The organism is Nocardioides sp. SR21 (assembly GCF_022761125.1).
GTDB lineage: Bacteria > Actinomycetota > Actinomycetes > Propionibacteriales > Nocardioidaceae > Nocardioides.
Map to the genome: position 1 here is coordinate 1 of NZ_JAKWJR010000003.1, position 15,031 is coordinate 15,031.

Below are 15,031 nucleotides of genomic sequence, written 5' to 3' on the forward strand. Positions count from 1 at the left end.
CCACCCGGGGGTTCTCTTTCACGTCAATGACCAGGACCGCTACCAACGTCCCGGCCGGGTACATCTAGCGGTCACCACGGACGCGCATCCGGTGACCCGCTAGCCTCGGGCCATGGAGCTCTTCGAGACCGAGTCCGAGCAGAAGATGTCGCGCGAGGACGCCGCCAAGCGGCTGCACGAGATCGCCGACGTCCTGGCCCGCAACAACCAGATCGAGCTGGAGAAGAACGGCCGGCGGATCACCGTCGCCGTTCCCGACGAGGTCGAGCTCAGCGTCGAGCTCGAGGTCGGCGAGGACAACGAGCTGGAGATCGAGATCAGCTGGTAGGAGCCCGAAGGTCCTAGGACTACGGCTCAGCCCCACCTCATCGTCTTTTCAGGGGAACCTCAGGAACCGCACGGACCGTCGTAGTGCGCCGCAATTGCGGACGCTCATCGACAGCAAAGGTTCCCCACGTGAAGAACTCGGTCCTCACCCGCTCGATCGCGGTCGCCGCGGTCGCCACTCTCGGCCTGGGCGTCTCCGCCACCGCCGCGAACGCCGCTGACGCCGTCGCGCCGTCGTTCGACCTGGCGGTCCCGACGACGCTCCACGCGGGTGCCTCGGCGACGCCGTTCGCCGGCCACCTCTCGACGCCCGACGGCGCCCAGGACATCTGGGTGCGTACGTCGATCACCGGCGCCGACGCCGACGACGTCCACGTCGAGTGGAAGGACGCCCAGGGCACCTGGGCCGCGATGCCGACCACCGCGATCGACGGCGGCATCCAGGTCACCTTCGGTGACGGCGACGCCGACGCCAACGGCGTGAAGGGCTTCTCGACCCCGGCCGGCTACACCGCCGACACCGACTTCCGGATCGCCGTCGACCACGATGCGGCGCACGGCAACCTCGCCTGGACCTCCGAGCTGGTCACCGGCGACGCCGGCACCGTCGTCGGCAGCGAGAGCGGCACCGTCGCGATCACCGCCGACCCGACCTTCACGATGGACGTCCCGAGCACGCTGGTCACCGGCGCGGCGACCACCGGCTTCACCGGTCACCTCTCCGCGCCCGACGGTGCCCAGGACATCTGGGTGCGTACGTCGATCACCGGTGCGGCCGCCGACGCCGTGACCGTCGAGTGGAAGGACGCTGCCGGCACCTGGGCCGAGATGCCGAAGACCGCCGTCGGCGGCGGCTTCCAGACCGGCTTCGGCGACGGCGACGCCGACGCCAACGGCGTCCGTGGCTTCTCGGTGCCGGCCGGCTACACCGCCGACACCGACTTCCGCATCAAGGTCGCCGCAGGCGCCCCGGCGGGAACCCTGACCTGGGTATCCGAGCTGGTCACCGGCGACGCGGGCACCGTGCTGCGCTCGACCTCGGGCAGCGTCGACGTCGACCTCCCGGTCGCCGCGAAGGCCGCCTTCGGCACCAAGGCGACCGCGGTCGTCGTCGGCAAGCAGGTCCGCTTCTCGGGCACGCTGCTCGACGCCAACCACGCCGACGCGCCGCTCGCCGGCCGCACCGTCACGGTCTACCGCGAGATCGCTGGTGTCGTCACCGTCGCCGACACCGCCACGACCGACGAGCACGGCGCCTTCGCCGTGACCCTCCCGGCCACCGCGACCGCGTCGTACTGGGCCGAGTCGGGCGACCAGGTCACCGACAAGGTCGAGGTCCGTGCCGCCAAGCAGCTGTCCTCCGTCTCGGCGAGCGCCAAGCGCGTCGCGAAGGGCAAGAAGGTCCGCTTCACCGGCGTCGTCATCGGCTCCGAGAAGGGCCAGGTCGTCCAGCTGCAGAAGCTGCGCGCCAACGGCACCTGGAAGACCGTCACCACCACCGTCGCCAACCGCGCCGGAGCGTTCAAGATCGCCTCGGCCCTGCCGATGGGCACGAAGAGCTACCGCCTCGCGGTGCCGACGAGCACCGTGCTCGACGGCGACACGAGCCGGGTTCTCGTGATCACCGTCAAGTGACCTGACAGCTCAGTACGACGGCCGTCGCTTCCATGGGGGAGCGGCGGCCGTCGTCGTTCCTAGACCACGTGGACGGGTGTGGCTCGCGCGGTGAAGCGCCAGACCCGCTCGGACATCGCGTTCGAGAGCCGGATGCAGCCGTGCGACTCGGACATGTTCGTGCCGAGGACCCAGTCGGCGTGGATCTGGGCACCGCTCGACGGGTAGCGCGGGATCCGGTGGAACCCGATGCCGCACGGCGCGAACCGCACGAAGTTGTCGAGCAGCAGGCCGCCCGACGACCGGTTCGCCTTGATCCGGGCCGAGCGGCCGCAGTACGAGCCGACGTCGTACGACCCGCGGTGGAGCACGCCGGTGTTGTCGACCATCCCGCCCTGGGCGGCGATCCTGCCGTGCCCGCCGACCAGCCACACCCAGTTCTGCTTCTGGGAGATCACGATCCGCCGGCCCTTCCCGGAGCCCTTGGGCACCGGTCGTACGTCGCAGCGCGGCGCGTCCTCGGCGTACAGGCGCTTGCGGGTGTCCTTGTCGAGCCGGCCGCTCTGGTCGACACCCTCGCGGGACTGGAACCGGACGACCGCCGAGCGCGTCCACTGGCCGAGGTCGCCGTCGGCCGGTCCGGCCAGGCAGCCCAGGTGGTTGAGGCGTTTCTGCGCCTTCGCGACCCAGTCCGCGGCGTCGGCCGGAGCCGCGACGGTGAGCCCGAGGGCGAGGGCGGCGACGAGGACGAGGAGGCGTCTCACCCCACCCAGCATGCCTGATGGATCAGTACTCGCCCTTGATCACGAAGAACGTGCCCCGGATCGTGCCGGCCAGCTTCGACTTCTGCCGGGCGAACTTGAAGCGGTCGGCGAGCTCGTCGGGCACCTCCATGCCGTCGGACAGCTTGAACCCGACGGCCCGCTTCCCGCCGTCCTCGAGCGTGTACAGCACGTTGATCGACAGGCCGGACTCGTAGAACACGTACGACCAGCGGATCCCGCCGGCCTCGAACTCCGCGACCTCGAGCGGCGTCGACCCGATCACCAGGTCACGCTCGTTCGCGAGGATCGTGGTGACCCGCTCGAGGACCTCGGGCGCGTCCGCCGCCTTCTCGGTCGCGAACACGTGGTCGTACTTGTTCTTGAAGTAGCGAGCCTCGTTCGCCCGCAGCCCGGCCAGCGCGTCCACCACCGGCGAGGACTCGAGACCGACCGTGGACACCGCTACGAAGTCGACGACGTAAGTCACGAGGTCACGGTAGCCGCCGGAGGGGCTCAGATGCGTGGGACGTCCTTCTGCGGTCTCAGCTCGGTCCGCGCGACCTTGCGGTCGGTGACCACGATCCACGCCGCGAGCGCGGCGCCGCCGAGCACCGCGAGCAGGAACAGCACGATCGCGATCGCCGGGTAGCCGAGGATCCGGTTGTCGGTGGGCACCTGCATCAGCAGCGAGGCGCCGAGGATCGTGGCGCCGATGACCAGGCCGAGCGTGACGCGGTTGGCCAGCCGCTGGAGCACGGTGTGCAGACGTTCCTCGTCAACGGCGTCGACCCGCAGCCGCATCCGGCCGTCCGCGAGGCTGTCGAGGATCTGGTTCGCCCGGCGCGGCAGCTGGGAGGTGAACTCCTTGGCGTCCAGTGCCGCCGTCACCAGGGACCCCGACGACGTGCGCAGGCCGCCGCGGAGCAGGTGCGGGAGGTTCTCCCGGATCGCCTCGGCCGGGACGAAGCCCGGGTCGAGGTGGAGCGTCGTCTGGTCGAGGTTGAGCAGCGCCTTGCCGACCATCGACATCTCCGGCGGCGGGCGCAGCCCGTGGGAGCCGGAGATCCGGCTGAGCTCGACCAGCACCCGGCCGGCCTGCAGCTCGGGGCCTTCGGCGACGGCGTCGGAGACCAGGTGGGTGACGTCGTCACGGAAGGCGAGCGCGTCGTAGTGCTCCAGCGGGTGCCCCAGGTCGGCCAGCACCCGCGCGGCCTGCTCGCCGTTGTCGTCGCCGATCGCGACGAGCAGCCGCACGACCTTCTCCTGCAGGCGCGCCGGGATCGTCGCGACCATGCCGAGGTCGAGGATCGCGAGCCGGCCGTCGGGCGTGACCAGCATGTTGCCCGGGTGCGGGTCGGCGTGGAGGAAGCCCTCCTCGAGGATGCACTTCAGGTACGCCGAGAACAGCTGGTCGACGATCGCCCCGGCGTCCAGGTCGATCAGCCCGAGCGGACCGACGTCGGTGACCTTGCGACCTTCGATGAAGTCCATGGTGAGCACCCGGCCGCTGGTCAGGTCGAGCACCGGCTCCGGGACCACCAGCAGGTCGTAGTGGCTGGTGAGGCCGGCGAAGCGCACCAGGTTCCGGGCCTCGCGGCGGTAGTCCAGCTCGAGGTGCAGCGACCGTTCGAACTCGCGCAGGAGCCGGGCGAACCCGTAGGTCCGCCCGAGGTCGCTGCCCTTGTCCGCCACCGAGGCGATCCGAGCGAGGGTCGCCAGGTCGGCGCGCACCTCGTCCCGGACGCCCGGTCGCTGGACCTTGACCGCCACCTCGCGGCCGTTGCGCAGCACGGCCCGGTGGACCTGGCCGAGCGAGGCGGCGGCCACCGGCTTGGGATCGATCTCGGCGAACAGGTGGCGTACGTCGGCGCCGAGCTCCTCGGCGATCGTGGACTCCACGACCTCGAAGCCGAACGGCTCCACCTCGTCCTGCAGCCGGCTCAGCGCACTCGTGTACGACGCCGGCAGCAGGTCGAACCGCGTGGACAGCAGCTGTCCCAGCTTGATGAACGTCGGGCCCATCGCCTCGAGGTCCGCGGCGAACGCCTCGGCCTTGTCGGAGGTCGCGTCGTCCGACTCGTCTGCGACGTGCTCATCGAGGCCGGCCCCGGACACCAGGTCCGAGCGTCCGTGCCGGACCAGCAACCGCGCGATGCCCGCATAGCGCCGGGTGGTGGACTCGTGGGTCGACATGACCGACACGGTGCCCACCGGACGGGCCGGGTAACCCGATCAGGCGAGCGTGCTGGCGTCGATCACGAACCGGTAGCGGACGTCGGAGGCCAGCACCCGCTCGTAGGCCTCGTTGACCTGGTCGACCGGGATCACCTCGACCTCGGCGCCGATGCCGTGCTCGGCGCAGAAGTCGAGCATCTCCTGGGTCTCCGCGATGCCGCCGATCGCGGAGCCGGCGAACGAGCGGCGACCGCCGATCAGGTTGCCGACGCGCACGCTGAGCGGCTCCGGCGGGGCGCCGACGTTCACCAGGGTCCCGTCCACCGCGAGCAGGCGGAGGTAGGCGTCCAGGTCGATGGTCGCGCTGACCGTGTTGATGATCAGGGCGAACCGGCCCCGCAGCGCCTTGAACGTGTCGGGGTCGGACGTCGCGAAGTAGTCGTCCGCGCCGAGACGCAGCCCGTCCTCCTGCTTCTTCAGCGACTGCGACAGCACCGTCACCTCGGCGCCGAGGGCGTGCGCGAGCTTGACCGCCATGTGCCCGAGCCCGCCGAGCCCGACGACCGCGACCTTCGTGCCGGGTCCGGCGTTCCAGTGGCGCAGGGGCGAGTACGTCGTGATGCCCGCGCACAGCAGCGGAGCGGCGGCTGCGGCGTCGAGGCCGTCGGGCACGCGCACGACGAAGTCGGCGTCCACGACCACGTGGGTCGAGTAGCCACCCTGGGTCGTGGTGCCGTCGCGGTCGGTCGCGGCGTACGTCCCGATGGCGCCGTTGAGGCAGTACTGCTCGTTGCCCTTCTCGCAGTTGGCGCACTCGCGGCACGAGTTGACCAGGCAGCCGACACCGACGCGGTCGCCGACCGCGTGCCTCGTGACGTCGCTGCCGATCTCGGCGACGACCCCGACGATCTCGTGGCCGGGGACGACGGGGAAGGGCTGCGGTCCCCAGTCCCCGTTGACGGTGTGGATGTCGGAGTGGCAGATGCCGGCGTACTGGATCTCGATGAGGACGTCGTTCGCGCCGACCTCGCGGCGCTCGATGGTGATCGGGGCCAGGGGCTGGCCGGCGGACGGTGCTGCATAGGCGTTGACGCGCATCAGTGCTTCTTTCCTGTCTTCTTCTTGAGGTCGTCGGCGAGTGCCCGAGCCTCCGTGCTCAGCAGCTCGGCGCGGGCGTCGTCGCCCGCCTCGACCGCGTGCCAGTAGTCGATCTTCAGCGCCACGTAGCGCCGGCGGAGCGCGATCTGCTCGGCCTCGGCAGCCAGGCGCCGCTGCTGCTCGGCGAGCAGGTCGATCTGCTCGCCGGCCGCGGCCGGGCCGACCTTGCCGTTCGCGACGTACTGCCGCATGTTCTGCACGGACATGCCGGTGGCCGCCAGGCAGGCGATCCACATCAGCTGGTCGAGGTCCGGGAGCCCGGTCAGGGCGGCGGCTTCCTTGATCGTGTAGCTGTGCTGGGCGGTCGATGCACTCACCCCATCGACGTTAGGAACTTCGAGTACTCGAAGTCAAAGGACGTCTCGGTCACACCGTCGCGGAGCGGCCGAGACCGTCAGCCGCGGTTCTGCAGGCCGCGGTAGAGGTCGATCTCGAGGCGCAGCCGGCTCGGGACCGGCGCGCCGATCTGGACGATCGCAGCCGCGTAGCCCTCGAGGGCGGACAGCAGCTCCGCGCGGAGCACGTCGGACTTCCAGCGGAGCGTCGCGTCGTGGCGAGCGGTGGCCACGTGGGCCCGGGCGCTGCGCAGCTCGCGCAGCCGCAGCGCCACCTGTTCATGCTCGCCGGGGCCCGGGCACTGACGTCGTTCGAGCATGCGGTCTCCGACCTGCTTGCCAGGCTGACGCGGAGTGCGAGAAGCGTGACGGGGGCAGGACCCACGATACTCCCGTGGGCCCTGCCCCTCGGCTCAGTGGAACGTCCCGAGGCCCTCGCGCTCGAGCAGCATCGTGAGTCCGCCGTTCCAGAAGGAGAACCCGGCGCCGGTGATCATCGCCAGGTCGAGGTCCGCAGCCGCAGCCACGACGCCCTCGTCGAGCATCCGGCGGGCCTCGTCGGCCAGGCCGGTGAGGACGCGGGTGCGCACCTCGGCGGGCTCGAGCACGACCGGGTTCGCCGGCTGCTCCAGCATCGCCACGACCTCGGGGTCGAGGCTGCCGTCGAAGCCGTAGTACGACGCCTTGCGGGCGGCGACCACGCGCTCGAGGGCGGGGGAGACGTAGAACCGGTCCGGGAAGGCGCGGTGCAGCGTCTCGTTGTTGTGCAGCGCGATGGCCGGGCCGACCAGCGAGAGCAGCACGAACGGCGGCATCGGGGCGACGCCCGCGAAGGCACCGTCGACGACCGTGACCGGCGTACCCTCGTCGACGATCTTCCCGACCTCGCCCATGAAGCGGCCGAGCAGCCGGTTCACGATGAACGACGGGCTGTCCTTGACCAGGATCGTGGTCTTCTTCAGCGCCTTGCCGGTCGCGAACGCGGTGGCCAGGGTGGCGTCGTCGGTCTGCTCGCCCTTGACGATCTCCAGCAGCGGCATGACCGCGACCGGGTTGAAGAAGTGGAAGCCGACGACCCGCTCGGGGTGCTCGAGGTCGGCGGCCATCTCGGTGATCGACAGCGACGAGGTGTTGGTCGCGAGCACGCACTCCGGCGACACGGCCTTCTCGACGTCGGCGAACACCGACTTCTTGACCGACATCTCCTCGAACACGGCCTCGATCACGAAGTCCGCGCCGGCGAAGCCCTCGGCCTTGTCGACCGCGCCGGAGACCAGGGCCTTGTGGCGGTTGGCCTTGTCGTTGCTGATCCGGCCCTTGGCGAGCAGCTTGTCGATCTCGTCGTGCACGTAGGCCACGCCCTTGTCGACGCGCTCCTGGTCGAGGTCGGTGATGACGACGGGCACCTCGAGGCGGCGCACGAACAGCAGCGCCATCTGCGAGGCCATCAGGCCGGCGCCGACGATGCCGACCTTGGTCACCGGACGGGCCAGCGACCGGTCCGGCGCGCCGGCGGGCCGCTTGGCGCGCTTCTGCACCAGGTCGAACGCGTACAGCGACGCGATCAGCTCCGGGGTGCGCGACATGGCGTCGAGCGCGTCGTCCTCGGCGGCGAAGCCCTCGTCGCGGGTCGCGGTCTTGGCGAGCGCGATCAGCTCGACGGCCTTGCGGGCGGCCGGGCTGGCGGTGCCGGTCTTGGCCTGCACCAGCGCCTCGGCCCGCGCGACGGCGGCGTCCCACGACTCGCCACGGTCGACCTGCGGTCGCTCGACGACGATCTCGCCGCGAAGCACCGCGGACGCCCAGAGCAGCGACTGCTCCAGGTAGTCGGCGCCCGAGAACACCGCGTCGGCCAGGCCGATCTCGTACGCCGCGGCGCCGTTCAGCGTCTTGCCGTTGTTGAGCGGGTTCTCGAGGATCACGGTCACGGCCTTGTCGGCACCGAGCAGGTTCGGCACGAGGTACGCGCCGCCCCAGCCGGGGACCAGGCCGAGCATGACCTCGGGCAGGCCGAGCGCGGGCGCGCTGTCCATGACGGTCCGGTAGCTGCAGTGCAGCGCGACCTCGAGGCCGCCGCCGAGGGCGAGACCGTTGATGAAGCCGAACGACGGCTTGTTCTCCCCGAGCTTGCGGAACACCGCGTGGCCGAGCTCGGCCACCACGCGCACGGCGTCCGGTCCGCCGCCCGAGATCGACGTCAGGTCGGCGCCGGCCGCGAGGATGAACGGCTTGCCGGTGACGCCGATCGAGCCGATCTCGTCGTCGGCGAGCGCGGTGTCGATCGCCTCGTTCAGCGCGAGCAGCGAGCGCGGGCCGAAGGTGTTCGGCTTGGTGTGGTCCTCGCCGTTGTCGAGGGTGATCAGGCCCATCACGCCCGCGCCGCCCGGCAGGGTGACCTTGCGGAGGTGGGCCCGGGTGACGCGCTCGGCGTCGGAGGAGATCTCCTGAGCGCGGGTCAGCAGGTTCTCGATGGCCATCACGCGCCCACCTTCTTGTCGGACTCGGCGTTCCAGTTCGGGTTCTCCCAGATGACGGTGCCGCCCATGCCGATGCCGATGCACATGGTGGTGAGGCCGTAGCGGACCTCCGGGTGCTCCTCGAAGGAGCGCGCCAGCTGGGTCATCAGCCGCACGCCGGACGACGCCAGCGGGTGACCCATCGCGATCGCGCCGCCGTACGGGTTCACCCGCGCGTCGTCGTCGGCGATGCCGAAGTGCTCGAGGAACGCCAGCACCTGGACGGCGAACGCCTCGTTGACCTCGAACGCGCCGATGTCGTCGATCGTGAGGCCGGCCTGCTTGAGGGCCTTCTCGGTCGCCGGGATCGGGCCGGCGCCCATGACCTCGGGCTCGACACCGACGAAGGAGAACGACACCAGCCGCATCCTGACCGGCAGGCCGAGCTCGCGGGCGGTCTCCTCGTCGGCGAGCAGGGCGGCGGTCGCGCCGTCGTTGATGCCGGCGGCGTTGCCCGCGGTCACCTTGCCGTGCGGGCGGAACGGCGTCTTCAGCGCGGCAAGCGACTCGAGCGTGGTGCCCGGGCGCATCGGCTCGTCGGTGGTCGCGAGGCCCCAGCCCTCCTCGGCGGAGCGGGTGGCGACGGGCACGAGGTCGGGCTGGATCTTGCCGGCGTCGTACGCCGCGGCGGTCTTCTCCTGGGAGCGGACGGCATACGCGTCGACCCGCTCCTTGGTGATCGTCGGGTAGCGGTCGTGCAGGTTCTCGGCGGTCTTGCCCATCACGAGCGCGTCGGGGTCGACGAGCCGCTCGGACAGGATCCGCGGGTTCGGGTCGACGCCCTCACCCATCGGGTGGCGGCCCATGTGCTCGACGCCGCCGGCGATCGCGACGTCGTACGCACCGAAGGCGATGCCGGACGCGGTCGTGGTGACCGCGGTCATCGCGCCGGCGCACATCCGGTCGATCGCGAAGCCGGGGACGCTCTGGGGGAGGCCCGAGAGCAGTGCGGCGGTGCGGCCGATGGTCAGGCCCTGGTCGCCGATCTGGGTGGTGGCGGCGACGGCCACCTCGTCGACCCGTTCGGGCGGCAGCGACGGGTTGCGTCGCATCAGCTCGCGGATGCACTTGATGACGAGGTCGTCGGCGCGGGTCTCGGCGTACTGTCCCTTGGCCTTGCCGAAGGGGGTGCGCACGCCGTCGACGAAGACGACTTCTCGCGACTGTCGGGGCACGGGGTCTCCTAGCGGGTGATGATGGTCCGCCGAAAGGTTACCCCTGGGTAACAATGGGGACCACGTCGCGGGGTGTGCGTCCGATCACGGCGCCTCGGCCTCTATCGTGAGCGCGTGACCTCTGACCCCCGGCTCGTCCACATCGTCGACGACGTCCCCGCGCTGGACGGCCGCAGCGACAGCGAGCTGACGATGGTCGTGGTGCTCGACGGATTCCTGGACGCCGGCAACGCCGCCGCCCGCGCCGCGCAGCACCTCGTGGACGCCTCCGACGCGTCGGTGGTCGCGACGTTCGACGTCGACCAGTTCCACGACTACCGCGCCCGCAGGCCCCCGATGTCGTTCGTGCGCGACCACTACGAGGCGTACGACGCGCCGCGCCTGGTGGTCCGGCTGCTGGCCGACGCCGCCGGCGCGCCGTTCCTGCTGCTGCAGGGCCCCGAGCCCGACAACCGCTGGGAGGCGTTCTGCCGGGCGGTGCTCGAGGTCGTCGAGCGGTTCGGCGTCACCCGGGTCGTCGGCATGGGCGCCGTACCCATGGCGGTGCCGCACACGCGACCGATCGCGATCACCCACCACGCCAACCAGCCCGAGCTGCTGACCGGCGAGAGCCCGTGGCGCGGCGAGCTGCGCGTCCCGAGCAGTGCCCAGGCACTGCTGGAGGTGCGGCTCGGGGAGTGGGGGCACCCGGCGATGGGGTTCGTGGCGCACATCCCGCACTACCTCGCCCAGATGGACTACCCCCAGGCGTCGGCCGCGCTGCTCGAGCAGGTCGAGATCGCCGGGCGGCTGATGGTCGACCTCTCCGGGCTGCGCGCCGAGGCCGAGGACCGCGAGGCCGAGATCACCCGCTACCTCTCCACGAACGAGGAGATCGCCGACGTGGTCGCCGCGCTGGAGCGGCAGTACGACGCGTTCGAGCGCGCCGAGGAGGAGGGCTCCAGCCTCCTCGCCGCGGACCAGCCGCTCCCCACCGGCGAGGAGATCGGCCAGCAGTTCGAGCAGTTCCTCGCCGGGCTGGACGGGCCGAACGAGGACGAGAGCTGATGCCCCGCAACGCCGACGAGCTGGTCGCGCTGCTCGACCTGGAGACGATCGACGACGACCTGTTCCGGGGTCAGCAGATGCCGACCACCCGGCCGATCGTGTTCGGCGGGCAGGTCGCGGCGCAGGCACTGGTGGCCGCGTCGCGGACCGTCGACCCGTCGTACTCCGTGCACTCGCTGCACTCGTACTTCCTGCAGCCCGGCGACCCGACGGTGCCGACGATCTACGACGTCGAGAACCTCCGCGACGGGCGGTCGTTCCTCACCCGCCGCGTGATCGCGCAGCAGCACGGGCGGCCGATCTACGCGCAGACGCTGAACTTCCACGTCCACGAGACCGGCCTCGAGCACCAGGAGTCGATGCCGTCCGTACCGGCCCCGGAGGACGCCCGACCGGTCAACCGCGGCGCTCTCGACGAGGAGCACGCGGACCAGTGGGACGTCGCCGAGATCCGGGCGATCGACACGCTGGAGGACGACCCGGCGCACCCGGGCCGGCAGCGCGTCTGGCTGCGGGTCTCGTCCGAGCTGCCCGACGACCCGTTCTGGCACACCGCGGCGTTCACGTACCTCTCCGACATGACGCTGATGGGCGCCGCCCTCTCTGCGCACGGTCAGAGCTTCTCGTCGGGCAAGGTCTTCCTGGCCTCGCTCGACCACACGGTCTGGTTCCACCGGCCGTTCAAGGCCGACGACTGGTGGCTCTACGACCAGCACTCGCCGGCCGCGTCCGGCGGCCGCGGGCTGGTGCTCGCGAACGTCTTCAGCCGGTCCGGCGAGCTCGTGGCGTCGGTCGCCCAGGAGGCCGTGATGCGAAAGGTCCGTTCGTGAACCCCACCGAGGAGCTCGTCGACCTGCTCGACCTCGAAGAGCTCGACAAGGACCTGTTCCGCGGGCGCCAGCCGGCGAGCGTGCGCGCCCGCGTGTACGGCGGCCAGGTCGCCGCGCAGGCGCTGGTGGCCGCCGTGCGCACCGTGCCGACGGAGTTCTCGCTGCACTCGCTGCACTCGTACTTCCTGCGCGGCGGCGACTACAGCGTGCCGATCGTGTACGACGTCGAGCGGCCGCGCGACGGGCGCTCGTTCGTGACCCGGCGCGTCGTCGCCCGGCAGCACGGCCGGCCGATCTACTACCAGACGCTGAACTTCCAGAGGCCCGAGGAGGGCTGGGAGCACCAGGACGAGATGCCGGCCGTCGGCGCGCCGGAGTCCGGCTTCGACCTGGTCGAGGTGATGCGCAAGGGCGGCAACGCCGAGGCCGACGCGCTCGGCAAGGAGTGGGGGGCCCTCGACGTACGGTGGCTGGGCAACACGCGCTTCGGGCTCGAGCCCGACGAGGGCCACGTGTCGCAGGCGCGGATGTGGGTGCGGCTGCGCGAGGGGCTCGGCGACGACCCGCTGCTGCACACCGCGGCGTTCACCTACGCCTCGGACGTCAGCCTGCTCGGCTCGACGCTCGCCGTCCACGGCGGCAACCCGGCGAAGACCCAGATGGCCTCGCTCGACCACACCATCTGGTTCCACAAGCCGTTCCGCGCCGACGAGTGGTGGCTCTACGACCAGTGGTCGCCGTCCGCCCAGGGCGCCCGCGGCCTGGCGTTCGGCCGGATCTTCACCCAGGACGGCACCCTCGTCGCCACGGTCGCCCAGGAGGGCCTGATCCGTCAGCGCAACGACCACTACGAAGGCCCCGGCACCCAGGGCTGACCACGTTTCAACGTGGGGTCGAGGTCGCTCCGGCGAGGTGGGGGGCGCCGGACCTCGGGTTGGTGAGGGCGAAGGCCCAGCCGTCGTCCACGCGGGACGTGGAGAACGTGACGGTGCCGGGGAGCAGGACGGGCTTCTTGAAGGCGACCTCGACGGTGACGGCGTCGGGCAGCCGGTTCTCCAGGGCGCCGACGCAGCGGGCCATCGACCACATGCCGTGCGCGATCTGGCGCGGGAAGCCGAAGGCCTTGGCGGTCAGCGGGTAGAGGTGGATCGGGTTCCGGTCGCCGGAGACGCCGGCGTACTTCCGGCCGAGGTCGGCGGGCAGCTTCCAGTCGGTGCCGCGTGAGGTCACGTCGGGGAACGACGTGCCGGTGCCAGGGCCGTCACCGTGGCCACGGCGCAGGAACGTCGAGGTCTCCTCCCAGACCAGCTCCGCGCGCGAGTGCACGGTCGTGACCATGTCGAAGACCTGCCCCTTCGCGTGCGGGCGCAGGTTCGCGGGGCGGGCGGTGACCTGCAGCTGCTCGTCGAGCCCGATCGGGCGATGCTGCGTGATGGCGTTCTCCAGGTGCACGGTCCCGATCGCGGGGAACGGGAACGACCCGTCGGCCATGATCTCGAGGTGCAGGCCGAACGCCAGCAGGTGCGGGTACGGCAGCGGCAACGTGTCCTTGCGAGGGAACCCGCACAGCGAGGCGTACGACGCCACGTGCCGCGCATCGATCGGTACGTCGTGGCGCACCCGCGACACGTCCGGCAGCTCGGAGCCCGGGTTGAGCTTGGGCAGCGCGGCCCTGACCAGCAGCGGGATCATCACGCCCCCAACATCATCTGGCCGCAGACGCGGACCACGTTGCCGTTGACCGCGGTCGAGCCGGGGCTGGCGAACCACGCGATCGCCTCCGCGACGTCGACCGGGAGCCCGCCCTGCGCCATCGCGTTGAGGCGCTGGCCGACCTCGCGGGTCGCGAACGGCACGGCGGCGGTCATCTGCGTGATGATGAAGCCCGGCGCGACCGCGTTGATCGTGATCCCGTTGCTGAGCTCGTCGGCGAGCGAGTCGACCAGGCCGATCACGCCGGCCTTGGAGGCGGCGTAGTTCGTCTGCCCGACGTTGCCCGCGATGCCGGCGATCGACGCGACGCCGATGATCGAGCCGCCCTTGTTGACCACGCCCTGCTCGAGGAGCTCACGGGTGATCCGCTCCGGGGCGGTCAGGTTCACCGCGATGACGGAGTCCCAACGGTCCTCGGCCATGTTCATCAGCCGCTTGTCGCGGGTGATGCCCGCGTTGTGCACGACCACGTCGACGCCGCCGTGCTGGGTCGTGAGGTGGTGCGCGATCCGCTGCGGCGCGTCCTTGGCGGTGATGTCGAGCACCAGGTGGTCGCCGTCCAGCTCGCGCATCACGGCCTGCAGCTCGCTCGCGGCCTGCGCCACGTCGACGCCGACGACGGTCGCGCCGTCGCGGTGCAGGACCCGTGCGATCTGCTCGCCGATGCCGCGGCTGGCGCCGGTCACGACCGCGACCTTGCCGTCGAGCGGGCGGATCCAGTCCGCGACCTTGCCGGGCTTCGCCGCGCCGTGCGCGCCGATCCGGACGACCTGCCCGGAGACGTACGCGGACTTGGGGGAGAGCAGGAACGCCAGCGTGCTGGCGACCGACCCCTCGGACCCCTCGGCGACGTACACGAGCTGGGAGGTGCCGCCGCGGCCGATCTCCTTGCCGAGGCTGCGGGTGAAGCCCTCGAGCGCGCGCTGCGCGACCCGCTCGCCTCCGGCGACCTGTTCGGGCGGAGTGCCGATCACGACCACGCGCGGGCAGGGCGCCAGGCTGCGCAGCAGCGGCGTGAAGAAGTCGCGGAGCTCGACCAGCTGCTCCGACGTCGTCAGGCCGGTCGCATCGAACACCAGCCCCTTGTACGTCGACTCCGCATCGGTCGATGCGGTCGCGGCGACACCGAGCGTGCCGAGCACCCCGACCAACGAGTCGGCGAGCCGGCCGCGACCGCCGACCGCGACCGTGCCGTCGACCAGCGGCGCGCCCTCGGCGTACCGCTCGAGCCGGGCGGGCTGGGGGAGGCCGAGCAGCGCGGCCACCTGCTTGCCGATCGCGGAGGACGTGAAGCCCTGGTAGAAGTCGTTCATGGCGATATTGCAACTCTCTGTGTAACTCAGTGTCCACATTTCGTGATCTGGCCCTCATCGCGTT

The 15,031-nt window shown here is 71.1% G+C and carries 15 protein-coding genes; 5 read left to right on the forward strand and 10 right to left on the reverse strand.

Annotation, left to right across the window (positions count from 1 at the left end; translation table 11 throughout):
* The first annotated feature begins 112 nt into the window (after nucleotides 1–112).
* Together MJ604_RS05970 and MJ604_RS05975 are read left to right on the forward strand one after the other, a co-directional pair.
* Complete coding sequence (locus tag MJ604_RS05970; RefSeq protein ID WP_243057395.1) at nucleotides 113–328, forward strand: amphi-Trp domain-containing protein; 216 nt, start codon at nucleotides 113–115, stop codon at nucleotides 326–328.
* A 128-nt stretch (nucleotides 329–456) separates the two neighbouring features.
* The gene (locus tag MJ604_RS05975; RefSeq protein ID WP_243057396.1) at nucleotides 457–1,962 is read left to right on the forward strand and encodes a hypothetical protein; all 1,506 of its coding nucleotides are present in this window, start codon (nucleotides 457–459) and stop codon (nucleotides 1,960–1,962) included.
* A gap of 59 nt (nucleotides 1,963–2,021) precedes the next feature.
* Here MJ604_RS05975 and MJ604_RS05980 read toward each other — a convergent pair whose 3' ends face one another.
* The 8 genes from MJ604_RS05980 to MJ604_RS06015 form a co-directional block, all read right to left on the reverse strand.
* Nucleotides 2,022–2,705, reverse strand: a complete 684-nt coding sequence (locus MJ604_RS05980; RefSeq protein ID WP_243057397.1) for a murein L,D-transpeptidase — start codon at nucleotides 2,703–2,705, stop codon at nucleotides 2,022–2,024.
* A gap of 22 nt (nucleotides 2,706–2,727) precedes the next feature.
* Entirely contained in the window at nucleotides 2,728–3,192 is a 465-nt protein-coding gene (locus MJ604_RS05985) for a phage tail protein (RefSeq protein ID WP_243057398.1), read from the reverse strand.
* A gap of 26 nt (nucleotides 3,193–3,218) precedes the next feature.
* Nucleotides 3,219–4,898 (reverse strand): AarF/ABC1/UbiB kinase family protein, encoded by a 1,680-nt coding sequence (locus MJ604_RS05990; protein ID WP_243057399.1) that lies wholly within the window; start codon nucleotides 4,896–4,898, stop codon nucleotides 3,219–3,221.
* 39 nt (nucleotides 4,899–4,937) lie between these two features.
* Nucleotides 4,938–5,978, reverse strand: coding sequence for an NAD(P)-dependent alcohol dehydrogenase (locus MJ604_RS05995; protein ID WP_243057400.1), 1,041 nt, complete (start codon nucleotides 5,976–5,978; stop codon nucleotides 4,938–4,940).
* On the reverse strand, nucleotides 5,978–6,355 hold the full coding sequence (locus tag MJ604_RS06000; RefSeq protein WP_243057401.1) for a hypothetical protein: 378 nt from the start codon (nucleotides 6,353–6,355) through the stop codon (nucleotides 5,978–5,980). Before MJ604_RS06000 ends, MJ604_RS05995 begins: the two co-directional genes overlap by 1 nt.
* Nucleotides 6,356–6,432: 77 nt before the next feature.
* The gene (locus tag MJ604_RS06005; RefSeq protein ID WP_243057402.1) at nucleotides 6,433–6,693 is read right to left on the reverse strand and encodes a hypothetical protein; all 261 of its coding nucleotides are present in this window, start codon (nucleotides 6,691–6,693) and stop codon (nucleotides 6,433–6,435) included.
* A 93-nt stretch (nucleotides 6,694–6,786) separates the two neighbouring features.
* Entirely contained in the window at nucleotides 6,787–8,850 is a 2,064-nt protein-coding gene (locus MJ604_RS06010) for a 3-hydroxyacyl-CoA dehydrogenase NAD-binding domain-containing protein (protein ID WP_243057403.1), read from the reverse strand.
* Complete coding sequence (locus MJ604_RS06015; protein WP_243057404.1) at nucleotides 8,850–10,064, reverse strand: thiolase family protein; 1,215 nt, start codon at nucleotides 10,062–10,064, stop codon at nucleotides 8,850–8,852. Before MJ604_RS06015 ends, MJ604_RS06010 begins: the two co-directional genes overlap by 1 nt.
* 114 nt (nucleotides 10,065–10,178) lie before the next feature.
* Between MJ604_RS06015 and MJ604_RS06020 the strand changes: the two genes are divergently transcribed.
* The 3 genes from MJ604_RS06020 to MJ604_RS06030 are packed head-to-tail and all read left to right on the forward strand — an operon-like array spanning nucleotide 10,179 to nucleotide 12,816.
* Complete coding sequence (locus tag MJ604_RS06020; RefSeq protein WP_243057405.1) at nucleotides 10,179–11,111, forward strand: proteasome assembly chaperone family protein; 933 nt, start codon at nucleotides 10,179–10,181, stop codon at nucleotides 11,109–11,111.
* Nucleotides 11,111–11,941, forward strand: coding sequence for an acyl-CoA thioesterase II (locus MJ604_RS06025; RefSeq protein ID WP_243057406.1), 831 nt, complete (start codon nucleotides 11,111–11,113; stop codon nucleotides 11,939–11,941). The genes MJ604_RS06020 and MJ604_RS06025 overlap by 1 nt, the downstream gene beginning before the upstream one ends.
* Nucleotides 11,938–12,816: an acyl-CoA thioesterase II gene (locus tag MJ604_RS06030; protein WP_243057407.1), complete on the forward strand. Its 879-nt coding sequence runs from the start codon at nucleotides 11,938–11,940 to the stop codon at nucleotides 12,814–12,816. Before MJ604_RS06025 ends, MJ604_RS06030 begins: the two co-directional genes overlap by 4 nt.
* 7 nt (nucleotides 12,817–12,823) lie before the next feature.
* Here the strand turns inward: MJ604_RS06030 and MJ604_RS06035 are convergent, their stop codons facing one another.
* Complete coding sequence (locus MJ604_RS06035; protein WP_243057855.1) at nucleotides 12,824–13,633, reverse strand: MaoC family dehydratase; 810 nt, start codon at nucleotides 13,631–13,633, stop codon at nucleotides 12,824–12,826.
* Entirely contained in the window at nucleotides 13,633–14,967 is a 1,335-nt protein-coding gene (locus MJ604_RS06040; protein WP_243057408.1) for a 3-oxoacyl-ACP reductase, read from the reverse strand. The genes MJ604_RS06035 and MJ604_RS06040 overlap by 1 nt, the downstream gene beginning before the upstream one ends.
* Between the last annotated feature and the right edge of the window lie 64 nt (nucleotides 14,968–15,031).

What these genes read in the sequence shown, in the direction of transcription:
- MJ604_RS05970 (WP_243057395.1), top strand. Translation starts at nt 113, where the DNA reads ATGGAGCTCTTCGAGACCGAGTCCGAGCAGAAGATGTCGCGCGAGGAC.
- MJ604_RS05990 (WP_243057399.1), bottom strand. Translation starts at nt 4,898, where the DNA reads ATGTCGACCCACGAGTCCACCACCCGGCGCTATGCGGGCATCGCGCGG.
- MJ604_RS05995 (WP_243057400.1), bottom strand. Translation starts at nt 5,978, where the DNA reads ATGCGCGTCAACGCCTATGCAGCACCGTCCGCCGGCCAGCCCCTGGCC.
- MJ604_RS06005 (WP_243057402.1), bottom strand. Translation starts at nt 6,693, where the DNA reads ATGCTCGAACGACGTCAGTGCCCGGGCCCCGGCGAGCATGAACAGGTG.
- MJ604_RS06010 (WP_243057403.1), bottom strand. Translation starts at nt 8,850, where the DNA reads ATGGCCATCGAGAACCTGCTGACCCGCGCTCAGGAGATCTCCTCCGAC.
- MJ604_RS06025 (WP_243057406.1), top strand. Translation starts at nt 11,111, where the DNA reads ATGCCCCGCAACGCCGACGAGCTGGTCGCGCTGCTCGACCTGGAGACG.
- MJ604_RS06035 (WP_243057855.1), bottom strand. Translation starts at nt 13,633, where the DNA reads ATGATCCCGCTGCTGGTCAGGGCCGCGCTGCCCAAGCTCAACCCGGGC.
- MJ604_RS06040 (WP_243057408.1), bottom strand. Translation starts at nt 14,967, where the DNA reads ATGAACGACTTCTACCAGGGCTTCACGTCCTCCGCGATCGGCAAGCAG.